We start from the raw sequence: 13069 nt of genomic DNA on the forward strand, positions 1-13069 counted from the left end.
GCTACAGCAGCCGCGCCCATGAGTTCGACCAATCCGAAATCGCTGCTTCCCGCCAGCCTTGCCGACCGCGTTTCCGCGCTGACCATCAAACAGGGCCGGGCGATTGCCGTGGTCGATGCCGCCGGGCTGGGCGAGCAGGAGCGCGCCGATATCGAACGCGCGATCACCGATATCCTCGGCCAGCGCGACGATGTTTCCGAAACCCGCGTGGTAATGACCGCCGAGCGCCGCCAGCGGCGGCTGATCGCCGTCGGCAGCGGCAAGGGCGGGGTGGGCAAATCCACGCTGACCGCCAATCTGGCGATCGCACTCGCCCGCCTGGGCCACAAGGTCGGGCTGGTCGATGCCGATATCTACGGCCCTTCGCAGCCGGTCATCCTGGGCAATCAGGGCAAGAAACCCATCGCGCGCGATGAAAAGCTGGTCCCGGTAGAGAGCGAGTTTGGCATTCCGGTGCTGTCGATGGGCCATCTGGTCGAACCCGGCCGCGCGCTGGCATGGCGCGGGCCGATGGCGGGCAACGCGCTCACGCAATTGATCGATGCCCATTGGGGCGATGTCGATACGCTGCTGGTCGATCTGCCGCCGGGCACGGGCGATGTGCAGCTGACCATGCTGCAGCGGTTCAAGCCGATGGGCGCAGTGCTGGTTTCCACGCCGCAGGACCTCGCGCTGATCGATGCGGCGCGCGCAGGGCAGCTGTTCGACCAGGCCGAAGTGCCGGTGATCGGGCTGGTCGAGAACATGGCCGGCTATGTCTGCCCGCATTGCGGCGAACTGTCCGATCCTTTCGGCAGGGGCGGGGTCGAAACCGCTGCCGAGCGGCTCGAACTGCCGTTCCTCGGCCGGATCCCGCTCGACCTTGCCATCAGGGAAGGCAGCGATCGCGGCCAGCCGCCCGCCTGCGGCACGGGCGCGCTCGCCGCGCCGTTCCACGATATCGCCGCCAAGGTCGACGCATGGATTGGCGCGCAAAGCTGACCGCGCTTCCCGTAACGCGGCGCCAGCTGGTTGCGGGCGCCGCGGTGGGCGGGGGATTGGGCGTGGCCTGGTGGCTGTGGCCGCGTCATTACACCAGTCCGCTGTCTCCCGGTCCCAATGAACGCGATTTCGGCGGCTGGATCACCATCGGCCGCGACGGCGTGGTCACCGTGGCGGTGCCGCAGCTCGAAATGGGTCAGGGCGTCACCACCGTGCTGGCCCAGGTGGTGGCGGTCGAACTGGGCGCCGACTGGCGCCAGGTCGCGGTCGAACCCAGCCCGCCCGCGGGGCTCTACGCCAATATCCCGCTGGCCGCGAAATGGGCGCCGCTCTGGTCCAACCTGCCCAGCTTCGCCAGCGATCCCGACAGCCAGCTGGCGGAGAATTACGCGCGCAGCAATGCGTTTGCCGCGACGGCGGACGGAACCGCGCTCGCTGCGTATGAACTGCCGCTGCGCGAAGCCGCGGCGACCGCACGCGCGCTGTTGGCGATGGCGGCGGCCGAACGCTGGGACGTGGACTGGGAAGAATGCCTGGTCGAACGCGGGATCGTCCGCCACGCCGAACAGCAACTGGGCTTCGGCGCGCTGGTGGCGGAGGCCGCCGAACTTGATCCCCCCGATCCGCCGCCCCTGCGCGTAGCGCCTGCGAGCGAGGATCCCGTGCCCGCCGAGGCCGAACTGGCGCCCGATTTCCCCCGGCTCGACCTGCCCGCCAAGGTCGATGGCAGCTTCCTGTTTGCCGGTGACATCCGCCTGCCGGGAATGGTCTTCGCCTCGATCCGCCACGGACCGCTGGGCAAACCCGATCTGACGGGGTTCGAAGCGGCGGCGGTCGAGGGGCTGGATGGGCTGGTTGGCGTGGTCAAATCCAGGCGCTATCTCGCCGCTGTGGCCGAAAGCTGGTGGGTTGCCGAGCAGGCGCTCAAGGCGATGCGCCCGGTGTTCGCCGGACCGCCCGCGGTCGAAAGCGCGGCGGCGCTCGAGGCGCTCGACGAAGCGCATGGCACGGTCGAGCCCAGGCGCACGCTGGCACTGGGCGACGCCGACGAGCTGCTCGCCCGCCCCGACTATGCGCAGACCTATGCGGTCGGCCCCGCGGTCCATGCGGCGATCGAAACCGCCAGTGCCACCGCGCGCTACGATGGCGGGAAGCTGGAGCTGTGGATCGCCGCGCAGGCCCCCGAACTCACCCGGCGCGCGGCAGCCAAGGCGATCGGCATCGCGCCGCATAATGTCGTGCTCTATCCGACCGCTGCAGGCGGCAGTTTCGACGCGCGGTTAGAGCGGCGTCACGCGATCGAGGTCGCGCAGATCGCGCGGGAGATCGGGCGGCCGGTGCAGCTTACCTGGCCGCGCGCGCAGGAACTGCAGTCGCTCCCCGTGCGGACCCCGGTCAGCGCGCGGCTCGAAGCCGGTTTCGAGGCGGCCAGCGGCGGACGGATTGCCGCCTGGCGCGCGCGGCTGGCAATGCCCGCCACCGCGCGCGAATTCGGCTATCGCCTGTTCGACAACAAGACCCCGCAGGCCGCGCTGGAGCAGGCGGCGGACAAGGCGGATGCGCTGGCGTGCGACGGCGCGCTGCCGCCTTACGGGATCGAGCATGTCGCCATCGACCACCTGCCCGTCACCTTGCCTTTCCCGACCGGGCGGCTGCGCGGCAATGCCATCGCCTACAACGCCTTCTTCATCGAGAGCTTCATCGACGAACTGGCCGAACGCGCGGGGCGCGATCCGATGCTCTACCGCATGGAGATGCTCGGCCGGATGCCGCGCATGGCCGATACTTTGCGCCGCGCGACGCGGCTCGCGGGATGGGACGGCGGGCGCCGCGGGACCGGGCAGGGGCTGGCCATGGTCCGCATGGGCGCGCCCGATACCGGGGGCCGGATCGCCTGTGTCGCGCAGGCCGCGCTGGGCGAAGGCGGAGTGCGCGTGACCAGGCTGCATGCGGCGGTCGATATCGGGCGCGTGGTCAATGCCGATATCGCGCGCCAGCAGATCGAGGGCGGGTTGATCTTCGGGCTCTCGCTCGCAACCGGATCGAGCGTCGCCTATGAAGAGGGCCGACCGGTCCCCGCCCGGCTTGCCGGTCTGGGTTTGCCCACGCTGACGGATTGTCCCGAAATCGTGGTCGAATTCCTCGCCAGCGATGCCCCGCCTTTCGATCCGGGCGAACTCGGCGTGGCGGTGGCGCCCCCCGCTATCGCGAATGCGCTTTACTCGGCGACCGGAGTGCGCTTTCGCCGCCTGCCATTGCTTTCGGAGGGTCTATGACCTGGCAAGAACAGAAATTACCCGCCGACCATCCGCCCGTGAAATCGGGCAAGGTCGGCGTGCTCGTCGTCAATCTCGGGACCCCCGATGCCCCCGAAAAGGGACCGGTGAAACGCTATCTCGGCGAATTCCTGTCCGACCGGCGCGTGGTCGAGATACCGCCGATCGCCTGGCAGCCGATCCTGCGCGGGATTATCCTCAACACGCGCCCGAAGAAGAGCGCGCATGCCTACCAGCAGGTCTGGACCGATGAAGGCTCGCCGCTTGCGGTCATCACGCGCGACCAGGCCGCGGCCATGCAGGCCCGGCTGGGCGACGCGGTGATGGTCGACTGGGCGATGCGCTATGGCACGCCGGCGATCCCCGAGCGCATCCAGGCGCTGATGGACGCCGGGTGCGAACGCATCCTGCTCGCTCCGCTCTACCCGCAATATTCGGCCGCCACGACCGCGACGGTTGTGGACAAGGCTGCGGACAAGCTGCGGACAATGCGTTGGCAGCCCTCGCTGCGCACGCTGCCGCCCTATCACGACGATCCGGCCTATATCGATGCGCTGGCACAGGATCTGTCGCGCCAGCTCGATGCGCTCGACTTCGCTCCCGAAGTGCTGCTGCTGAGCTTCCACGGCATGCCGCAGCGCACGCTCGAACTGGGCGATCCCTACCATTGCCACTGCCAGAAGACCTCGCGGCTGCTGCAGGAGCGGCTGGCCCGGCCGGGCCTGCGGTTCCGCACGACCTTCCAGTCGCGCTTCGGGCCGGCCAAATGGCTGGGCCCCGCGACCGACGACACCTTCGCCGAGGAAGCGCAGGCTGGAACCAAACGGCTGGCTGTGGCTGCACCGGGCTTTTCGGCGGATTGTCTCGAGACGCTGGAAGAGCTGGCGATCCAGGGGCGCGAACAGTTTACCGAAGCGGGCGGAGCGCAGTTTGCCGCGCTTTCCTGCCTCAATACGTCCGCTGCCGGACTGGACATGCTCGAAACTTTGCTGCGCCGTGAATTGTCGGGGTGGATTCCCGCGTAAAACCTACTTACAACAAAGTAAGTTGTAAGGAGCTACCTAATGGCCACGCTTGCCCCGCACCAGTCTGCCGAGACCGCGCCATCGCATTGGCAGGAAGGCAATCCCGGCGACGATGCGCTCGCACATATCCCCGGTGAGGGAGGCTGGCCGATCGTCGGCAACACCTTCAAGATGCTCGCCGATCCGCATGGGCAGACGCGGCGCATGGTCGAAAAATACGGCCGCGTTTACAAGAACAAGGCCTTCGGTGGCTGGAATGTCGCGCTGATCGGGGCCGAGGCCAACGAGATGCTGCTGATGAACCGCGACAAGATATTCAGCTCCGAACAGGGCTGGGGGCCGATCCTCGACAAGCTGTTCCCGCGCGGTCTGATGCTGATCGATTTCGACCATCACCGCGCCGATCGCCGCGCGCTGTCGATCGCCTTCAAGCCCGGCCCGATGCGCCATTATGCGGACGCGCTTAACCGCGGCATCGCCAAGCGGGTCGAGGAATGGGGCGGCGATGGATCAGGGGCGGAAATGCTCTTCTATCCCTCGATCAAGGAACTGACGCTCGACCTGGCCGCCGACAGCTTCATCGGCATTCCCTGGGGCCCCGAGGCGGACCGGATCAACACCGCCTTTGTCGACATGGTCCAGGCCAGCGTGGCGCCGGTGCGCAAGCCGCTGCCCTTCACGCAGATGAAGCGCGGCGTCGATGGCCGCGCCTTCCTGGTCGACTATTTCACGCGCGAAACGCATCGCCGCCGCGCCGAAGGCGGCGGGCAGGACATGTTCAGCCAGTTCGCCACCGCCGAATATGACGATGGCAGCCTGATGTCGGTCGACGAAGTGGTCGATCACATGAACTTCCTGATGATGGCCGCGCACGACACCATCACCTCCAGCGCCACCTCGCTGCTGTGGCTGCTCGCCAAGCATCCCGAATGGCAGGACCGGCTGCGCGAGGAAATCGCCGCGGTCACCGGGGGCAGCGATGCCAGCGGCCGCCCGCGCGATCTTGAATATGACGATCTGGGCAAGCTCGACCTGACCGAAATGGCGTTCAAGGAAGCGCTGCGGTTCGTGCCGCCCGTGCCCTCGATGCCGCGCCGCGCGCTCAAGTCCTTCGAATATGGCGGCTATCGCATCCCCGCCGGGGCGCATGTCGGGATCAACATCCACTACACGCATCACGACGAGGAGCATTGGGAGGATCCCTACACCTTCGACCCGATGCGCTTTACGCCCGAGCAGGTGAAGGCACGGCACAAATACGCCTGGGTGCCCTTCGGCGGCGGGGCGCATATGTGCCTGGGGCTGCACTTCGCCTACATGCAGGTGAAGATCCTGCTGGCGCAGATGCTGCCGCGCTACCGTATCGAACTGGCGGCGGGCGATCCCGAATGGCAGGCGTGGCCGATCCCCAAGCCCAAGGACGGGTTGAAGCTCAAGCTTACTGCGATCTGATTCGGTTTTTTATCGGGCATCCTCGCTCACGCGACCTGACGGTCGCGTCGCTGCGGGCGGCCAGTCGGCCTTGCCTCGCCTGCGGCGCGGGGATTCTCGCCCAGCGATCGAGTTGTGCTAGCCCCGGCCCGGAATGAGGACGCACCGACGGATGTCGGTGCGCAACCGGAACATCGACTCAGAAATCGATCGCGATGCCGTCTTTCACCCAGTCGCCATAGCGCGTCGGGCTGAGGTCCTCGTCATCGCTGCCCTTCCGGGGCGCGGGCGGGGCATCATTGGTCCAGTGAGCGGGCTTCTTGAAGCCTTCGGGGCGGGTGGTGGCGCGTTTCGGCATGCTGCCAAGATGATGCCGCTGGCGGCTTTGTGCAAGTGCGGGTAGGGGCGCGGCCATGGCCCAACCCCAAGGTATCCACGCACGCCGTGCCGCGCTGCGCCTGCTCGACGCCGTAATCCGCCGCGGCGAGACGCTCGACATCGCCTTCGCCGGCGCCACCAAGGACCTGCGCAAGTTCGAGGATAAGGCGCTCGCGCGTGCCATCGCCAGCGAAGTGCTCCGCTGGCTGGTCGATCTCGATGCGCTGATCGACAGCGCGACCAAGAAGCCGCTGCCGCACGATGCCAAGGCGCGCATGGTGCTGCGGATGATGCTTGCGCAATGGCTGCGGCTGGGCACGCCGCCGCATGCGGTGGTGGCGACAGGGCTCGATTTGCTCGCGGGCGGTCCGCGGCGGCTGGCGCACGGCGTATTCTCCACACTGACCAAGCGCGAGGCGGCGCTGCCTGCCGCGCCGACGCTGCCCGCCGAAGTCGCGGCGCGCTGGGGCGAGCGGGCCGAGGCGATTGCCGCCGGTCTCGCCGAACCGCCCCCGCTCGACCTCACGCTGCGCGATCCTTCCGAAACCGCGCACTGGCAGGTCCAGCTTGCCGCCGACAGCCTGATGCCGGGTCACCTGCGGCTCCCGCGCGGCGCCAGTGTCGAAACGCTGCCCGGCTTTGCCGAGGGCGCGTGGTGGGTGCAGGACCTTGCTGCGGCGCTACCCGCGCGGCTGCTGGGGCAGGGGGAGGGGCGCCATGTGCTCGACCTGTGCGCTGCGCCCGGCGGCAAGACGCTGCAACTGGCAGCGCAGGGCTGGCAGGTCACCGCGCTCGATATTTCCAAGCGCCGGCTCGACCTGCTCAAGGCGAACCTCAAGCGCACCGGGCTCAAGGCCAATACCGTGCGCGCCGATGCGCTGAAATGGGAGCCCAAGCACCAGTACGATGCCATCCTGCTCGACGCGCCCTGCACCGCCACCGGCACCGCGCGCCGCCATCCCGATGTCCTGCACCGGATCGGCGCACGGCAGATCGAGGAAATGGCCGAACTCCAGGCCGCGCTGCTCCAGCAGGCACAGGGCTGGCTCAAGCCCGGCGGGACGCTGGTCTATGCGACCTGCTCGCTCGAACGCGAGGAGGGCGAGGACCAGACGGGCGCCGTCGCCATGCCCACGCTCGCCGTCTCGCCGGACGAATTGCCGACAGGGCTGGCGGCCACTGCCGAGGGCTGGATCCGTACCGATCCCGGCATGCTCGCCGAAGCGGGCGGTCTCGACGGCTTCTTCATCGCCCGCTGGCGACGCGAGGCCTGATCATTCGCCGATGAACGCGCCGACTTCGGTGACGAAGAAGTCCGGGTCGGTCATCAGCAGATAATGCGGCGCGGCCGCGCTGGCGGACAGGGTAATCTCGCCGCGCGCGCCCAGCCGGTCGACATAGGCAGCCGCGCCGTCATAGGCGGTCTTGGGGTCGAGCCGGCCCTGCAGCACCAGCGTGGGCGGAAGGCTCGCGGGCATCCGTCCCAGCGCCTCGCCGGGATCGTAAGTCGGGAACCCGCCCGGCAGCAGATGGCGGGGAAGCGGACTGGCGAAGAGCAGTCCGGCTTCTTCTTCGGCGATCATCTCGGCGGTCAGATCGGGACGGCGATTGTTCTCCGACCGGCTGATCAGGCTGACCAGCGGGATCGAGGACCCGAATTGCGGAAACGCCGCGAACCGCGCCTGTATGGCGCCCAGCTGCGCTTTGGCATGATCCAACCAGGCGGTCTCGCCGCGGTGCAGGTCGGCAATCACATAGGGCAGGATCGCGCGCGTCTCGGGAAAGTCGATCAGCGCCGCGAGCAGATATTTCGGGTTCGCGCCAAGCTGCTCCGACAGGGCCGGATCGGCGAGCAGGTCCGCCACGGCCTGCTCCAACGGCCGGTCGAAATACCGGCTGCACTCTGCACGCGCATCGCATTGCCGCAGCACCTTGCGTCCGATCGCATCGGTGACCTGCGAGCGGCGGCTGAGGTCGTGGAGCATATCGTCATCCGCGGGAACGAGCGAATCGAGGATCACCCCGTCGAGCGATGCGGGCGGGGCGACCGCCAGCGTGCGCAGGACCAGCTGCGTGCCGTAGGAGACGCCATAGAGATAGCGCCGGTCTGCGCTGCCCAGTTCGTCCATCAACAGCGTGATGTCATGCGCGGCATTGCTGATGGTGAAGGATTGCGTGCGCTGCGGGTCGGCATGCATCGAACCGATACAGCTGCCCCATTCGGCCCCTTCCAAAGCCATCCCGCCGTCGCTTTGCGCGCTTTCCTCGGCCGGACACAGCCGCGCCGAATAGCCGGTGCCGCGGTGATCGGGCACGATCAGGTCGAAGCCCGGGGCTGCCGCGCGCAGCGTGTCGATGAAGGGATAGAAGGAAGCGCCCGATTCCCCCGGCCCCCCGGCGATCAGCCAGAGCTCGCCTCGTGCAGGTCCGCGCGCGGGAAACTTGCGCACGAACAGGTCGATTGCGCCCTGCGCGGGCGCCGCATGGTCGAGCGGGGTCGATACGAGCGCGCATTGCGTGGCGGCGAGCGCGGGGTTCGCACCCGCGTCCGCGCACGCCGCAAATGCCGCCTCCGCCCCATCGCCGCCCACCTGCGCCTGTACGGCATGGGGAAGGATGAAGGCGGTCAGTGCGACCAGGAAACGCGGGACTGTGGGCAAGGTAAGCTCCTGCAGGAAAGGGATAAATGGCACCCAGGAGGTCATGGCCGCAAAAGCAAAGCCCAGTTCGATGACCGACCCAGTCACCCCGACCGGCGGCTAGATCCCGGCGATGCGATAGTCGATCGAGGTGCAGTCGCGCCGCGAATGGCCCAGTTGCATCCTCGCACAGCTAGCGATGCTGCCAAAGAAGGTCGGGTCCGCACCAAAGCCGAGGAGGTGAGCTGAGCAGCGGTGTTCCTCGCGCGCGGACGCGAAGGCCTCGAAGTGCGCTCAGCGGTTCGCGAGGATCGATGCAGTCGGCGTGAACTCCTCCGGGATGACGCGCGCATGTTGCTCGAAGGCTGCCTGCAACTCGGCGCTTTCGTCGAGCAACTCGACCGGATGCGGCAATTTAGACGGCGTATAGAACAGTTCGAAGGTGCTCGGCTGCAAGCCCCCCAGAACCTGACTGCGGTTCGGTTCGTCGGCGATCCCTTCAAGCAGCAAATCTACCGCTTCGGCGCGTTCTCCGACACAGAGCAGCGCCTGCGCGGCGAGTGTGTAGGATTCCGCCTTGTTTTCGCGCAGAAATGCCAATTCGGGAGCGATCTCATCCGCACGATCCAGTGCTGCCAGCGCGCAGGTGTGATCGCGGGCTATGATCATCCGTGCGTATTGCGATCCCCAGCTGTCGGCGACACGGCGCGCAAGCGAGGCGGCTTCGAGCCCGTCTACCCAGCGCTCATGACCGACGAGGCGCGATGCCCGGTTGATCACGAAATTGACGACCCATGGATGTTCCTCCGGGTCCAGCGCGGCCAGCTGGTCGAAAATCCGGTCGGCCTCGTCGCGGCGTCCCAGTGCGTCGTTGGCGTAGGCTTCGATATTGAGGGCCCAGCCATCGCCCTCCTCGATCGAAGCCATAGACCCATCCCGCTCGCGCCACTGGCGTGCAAGCGCAATCGCCTCTTCGAATCGTCCCGCATAATGAAGGGCGTGGGCTGCGTCCGAGAATCGATCGCGATCGCTGGGGTGGTTTTCAAGACGCGCGCTGGCCCAGAACACATACTCATCCGTTATGGCCTCGAGATTGGGGCCGGCCCGTTCTGCCGCGAAAGGCCAGATCGCTTCATATTCCCGCATGGACAGCAAGGTCAGGTAATCAGCGGGAGAGCGGATGGTCGCAAGCAATTGTGGAGCCATCTCAGCGCGGCCATGCCGGATCGCCGCGCTGAGCGCAGCCATGGCTACCCCGGCGTGCAAATCCGCCGGTAGGTATGCGAGACGCCGGGCATCGATCCACTCCAGCATGATGTCATCGAAGCGGTCTTCGGCACCCTGGTCACGAACCATGCGGAAGCCTTGCCAGAATCTTTGTGGTTCGAACTCCCCAAGCTGGCCATTGTCGAGCGCCCGCATGCGAGAAAAATACTCGGCCGCATTGTTCGAGCGAACCGCGAAGTACAGGCCGAGATCGGTAAAGTCGAAGTCCGGCCAGCCCGCCTCGAGCTGGCGGACCTTGGCCATACCCGCTGCATAATCGTCGCGTTCATCTTCGCACAGGGCGCCCGCGAAGAGTTGAGCCCGCGCGACATGTGTGTCCCCGAAGTCTCGTTCCAAAATCTCGCCGAACAGGGGAACGCCGATATCGCAGGGCTGTTCGAGCCAGCGATTGGCCTGCGCCTCTGCGAACAGCTCCCGGTCGCTCAGAACCGCAGCGTCGAAGGCCGCCTGCTGCTCGTCGGTTTGCTGTGCGGAAAGCGGTGCCGCGATCAGAAGTGTTGCAGCAGCGAATAGTCTATACATTTTGCCGACCCCCAGTTTGACCCCAAGACTTTGTCTTCTGGGGGCGGTCTTTGCAACCTGCTGTTTCGCCAAGACTAGATCTGTCTTTTCCCGGTCTGCGGTTCTTCCGGAGAGATCCGATACGATATATGCGTGCAGACGCGGCCGGACTGGCGAATGGCCATGTCCACCACGGTTTCGGCATCGCCCTCGGTCCGCTCGACCGTGAAGGGCACACCCAGTTCGACATAGCGGTCGAAGCGCATCTCGGCGGCGGTCACGCGGAACGGCTGGCCCGCGCGCAGCAGGCTGACGAATTGCCGGGCGACTTCGGCGAGATGCGCCGAGTTCACATGGTCGCCCGAGCCGTCGAGCCAGGGATGGGCGGGCGGCATGGCGTTGGCGTGGTCGAGCAGGCCGGTGGCGGCGCTGCCATCGAGCGGGCCAAGGAAAGGAAATTCTCCCGGCGCAATCCCCAGCGCCTCGCGCCCGGCATAGGCGAAGCGGTCCGATCGCACTTGCTCCCCGCGGTCCTTGGCACTGCTGCGCCACTGGGCGAAATCGCGTGTGCGGAACACCACGCCGCGCCCACCGAGGCGGCAGATCGGCGCGTCCTGCGCATCGTAGAGCTGGATCGAGAAGCTTTCCTTGCCTTCGATCCGTGTCCGTTCGTAACGGCCGCGGGCCATTCGCCCGGCACCGGGCTCGCCGCAGCTCCAGCGGGTCCAGGTCAGCGCCGACCATTTGTCCGGGTCCCACCCGCCCAGCGCCATGGCGCATTCGACGCTGAGCCAATAACTCGCCGCCTGGATCGCGCCCGGGTGGTGCGGGCCGATCAGCGTCCACGGCCACAGCGCATCGTCCTGCGAGCAGGCGAACGCGACACTGCCGTCATCATGGACGACATGGTCGCGGGTGAGGGCCTTGGTCGGTGCTCCCGGCATGACGCCGACAATTGCAGCTTGCGCGCTTTCCCACAATGACCCGCGCGGGGCAGCTGTGCCGTATGCCACGCGGCCCCTTTCCGATCGCGAAGTCGCCCCAGGGACCCGCGGGACTTTTCCTCAGGCGTCTTGCTTGAGGTATTTCTGGAAGCTTCTGCGCAGCTTCATCAGCTTGGGCGGGATCACCGCCTGGCAATAGGGATTGCGCTGGCCTTCGCCCTCCCAATATTCCTGATGGTAATCCTCGCCCGGATACCATTCGCCGCTCTCGATCGTGGTGACCGCTTGCTGGCCGGGGTGTTCGTCGTTCCAGCGCGCGATCGCCGCGCGCGCTTCGTCTTCCTGCCCCTCGAGCGGGAAGATCGCGCTGCGGTATTGCGTGCCGACATCATTGCCCTGCCGGTTCAGCTGGGTCGGGTCATGCGTGCCCAGGAACACATCGTAGAGCTGGCCCAGCGTGATCTGCGCATCGTCGAAGGTCACGCGCACGCCCTCGGCATGGCCGGTATTGCCCGTGCAGACCTCTTTGTAGGTCGGATTGGGCTGGTGCCCGCCGATATAGCCGCTTTCCACCGCGCTGACGCCGATCACATCCTTCATCACCGCTTCGGTGCACCAGAAACATCCGCCGGCAACGATCGCCTGTTGTTGAGCCATATTCGTCAATCTCCTTGTGCCCAGCAGATAGGAAGCCGTCTTCGCCTTGTCATCCACCCGCGGCAGGTCCAGAACACTGCCGGACGAATTGAGGAGGATTTTCCATGCGTCTTATGCTGACTGCCGCCGTTGCCGCTCTCGTCGCGTCACCGCTCGCTGCCGACAACCACGCCGCCGATCTCGAAACCGTGCTGGCAGCCGATGTGCGCGATGACGACCGAGCGCGCGACCAGTACCGCAACCCCGCCGAAACGCTCGAATTCTTCCAGGTCGCACCCGGCATGACCGTGGCCGAATACGGCCCGGGCGGCGGCTGGTACACGCGCGTGCTCGCGCCCTATCTGCACGGCACGGGCAAATATATCGCCTTCGATCAGGACAGCGACGGCGGCACCTACAACAGCCGGGCGCAGGAAGCGCGCGCCAAGGGCTGGACCGAACGGTTCAAGGCCGAAGTCGCCGAAATGACCGGTGTCGAAGCCGATAGCGTCACTGCGTTCGAGATCGACGAGATGCCCGAAGACCTTGCCGGCACGGTCGACCGCGTGCTGATCTTCCGCTCGATGCACGGGCTGAACATGGGCAATGCGGCTGACGACGTGCTCAAGGCCGCGCGCATGATGCTCAAGGACGACGGCATGGTCGGCGTGGTCCAGCACCGCGCGCCCGAAGGCGCCAGCTACGACGATTACGGCGCGCGCCAGCGCGGCTACATGCGCAAGCAGGATGTCGTCGCGATCTTCGCCGCCAACGGTTTCGAACTGGCCGATGAGAGCGAAATCAACGCCAATCCGAACGACCCGGCGAACTGGGAAGGCGGCGTGTGGACGCTGCCGCCGGTGCTGCGTTACGGCGACCAGGACCGCGCGAAATACGAAGCGATCGGCGAAAGCGACCGCATGACGCTGCTGTTCCGCAAGGCGCAGTAACCATTGTCTGGACGGCGGCGG

General features: G+C 66.7%; 11 protein-coding genes. 6 read left to right on the top strand and 5 right to left on the bottom strand.

The features are described from left to right. Positions 1–18: 18 nt before the first annotated feature. The 4 genes from J2S32_RS13310 to J2S32_RS13325 are packed head-to-tail and all read left to right on the top strand — an operon-like array spanning position 19 to position 5734. Positions 19–981 carry an Mrp/NBP35 family ATP-binding protein gene (locus J2S32_RS13310; protein ID WP_437181925.1) on the top strand — a complete coding sequence of 321 codons (963 nt, stop codon included), beginning with the start codon at positions 19–21 and terminating at the stop codon, positions 979–981. After that, positions 960–3257: a xanthine dehydrogenase family protein molybdopterin-binding subunit gene (locus J2S32_RS13315; RefSeq protein ID WP_253522109.1), complete on the top strand. Its 2298-nt coding sequence runs from the start codon at positions 960–962 to the stop codon at positions 3255–3257. Before J2S32_RS13310 ends, J2S32_RS13315 begins: the two co-directional genes overlap by 22 nt. Next, positions 3254–4282 carry a ferrochelatase gene (hemH, locus tag J2S32_RS13320; RefSeq protein WP_253522111.1) on the top strand — a complete coding sequence of 343 codons (1029 nt, stop codon included), beginning with the start codon at positions 3254–3256 and terminating at the stop codon, positions 4280–4282. The genes J2S32_RS13315 and hemH overlap by 4 nt, the downstream gene beginning before the upstream one ends. Positions 4283–4321: 39 nt before the next feature. Further along, a complete protein-coding gene (locus J2S32_RS13325) occupies positions 4322–5734 on the top strand; it encodes a cytochrome P450 (protein WP_253522112.1) in 1413 nt (470 codons plus the stop codon). A 178-nt stretch (positions 5735–5912) separates the two neighbouring features. On the opposite strand, the gene J2S32_RS13330 is transcribed toward J2S32_RS13325, so the two are convergent. Further along, positions 5913–6071, bottom strand: coding sequence for a DUF1674 domain-containing protein (locus J2S32_RS13330; RefSeq protein WP_230833257.1), 159 nt, complete (start codon positions 6069–6071; stop codon positions 5913–5915). 55 nt (positions 6072–6126) lie between these two features. Here J2S32_RS13330 and J2S32_RS13335 point away from each other — a divergent pair, with 55 nt between their 5' ends. Then, positions 6127–7365 (top strand): RsmB/NOP family class I SAM-dependent RNA methyltransferase, encoded by a 1239-nt coding sequence (locus J2S32_RS13335; protein ID WP_253522113.1) that lies wholly within the window; start codon positions 6127–6129, stop codon positions 7363–7365. Here J2S32_RS13335 and J2S32_RS13340 read toward each other — a convergent pair whose 3' ends face one another. From J2S32_RS13340 to msrA, 4 genes are all read right to left on the bottom strand, one after another. Next, positions 7366–8751: an alpha/beta fold hydrolase gene (locus tag J2S32_RS13340; protein ID WP_253522114.1), complete on the bottom strand. Its 1386-nt coding sequence runs from the start codon at positions 8749–8751 to the stop codon at positions 7366–7368. A 273-nt stretch (positions 8752–9024) separates the two neighbouring features. Further along, entirely contained in the window at positions 9025–10611 is a 1587-nt protein-coding gene (locus J2S32_RS13345; RefSeq protein WP_253522115.1) for a hypothetical protein, read from the bottom strand. A gap of 2 nt (positions 10612–10613) precedes the next feature. After that, positions 10614–11531 carry a hypothetical protein gene (locus J2S32_RS13350; protein ID WP_253522117.1) on the bottom strand — a complete coding sequence of 306 codons (918 nt, stop codon included), beginning with the start codon at positions 11529–11531 and terminating at the stop codon, positions 10614–10616. Positions 11532–11582: 51 nt separating this feature from the next. After that, on the bottom strand, positions 11583–12119 hold the full coding sequence (gene msrA / locus J2S32_RS13355; RefSeq protein ID WP_253522119.1) for a peptide-methionine (S)-S-oxide reductase MsrA: 537 nt from the start codon (positions 12117–12119) through the stop codon (positions 11583–11585). Positions 12120–12223: 104 nt separating this feature from the next. Here msrA and J2S32_RS13360 point away from each other — a divergent pair, with 104 nt between their 5' ends. After that, positions 12224–13048 (top strand): class I SAM-dependent methyltransferase, encoded by an 825-nt coding sequence (locus J2S32_RS13360; protein ID WP_253522121.1) that lies wholly within the window; start codon positions 12224–12226, stop codon positions 13046–13048. The last annotated feature ends 21 nt before the right edge of the window (positions 13049–13069 follow it).

The sequence above is a fragment of the Qipengyuania citrea genome (genome assembly GCF_024171405.1).
Taxonomy (GTDB): domain Bacteria; phylum Pseudomonadota; class Alphaproteobacteria; order Sphingomonadales; family Sphingomonadaceae; genus Qipengyuania; species Qipengyuania profunda.

Coding starts and splice junctions, on each gene's coding strand:
- J2S32_RS13330 (WP_230833257.1), bottom strand. CDS start 6,071: ATGCCGAAACGCGCCACCACCCGCCCCGAAGGCTTCAAGAAGCCCGCT.
- J2S32_RS13335 (WP_253522113.1), top strand. CDS start 6,127: ATGGCCCAACCCCAAGGTATCCACGCACGCCGTGCCGCGCTGCGCCTG.
- J2S32_RS13310 (WP_437181925.1), top strand. CDS start 19: ATGAGTTCGACCAATCCGAAATCGCTGCTTCCCGCCAGCCTTGCCGAC.
- J2S32_RS13360 (WP_253522121.1), top strand. CDS start 12,224: ATGCGTCTTATGCTGACTGCCGCCGTTGCCGCTCTCGTCGCGTCACCG.
- msrA (WP_253522119.1), bottom strand. CDS start 12,119: ATGGCTCAACAACAGGCGATCGTTGCCGGCGGATGTTTCTGGTGCACC.
- J2S32_RS13325 (WP_253522112.1), top strand. CDS start 4,322: ATGGCCACGCTTGCCCCGCACCAGTCTGCCGAGACCGCGCCATCGCAT.
- J2S32_RS13315 (WP_253522109.1), top strand. CDS start 960: ATGGATTGGCGCGCAAAGCTGACCGCGCTTCCCGTAACGCGGCGCCAG.
- hemH (WP_253522111.1), top strand. CDS start 3,254: ATGACCTGGCAAGAACAGAAATTACCCGCCGACCATCCGCCCGTGAAA.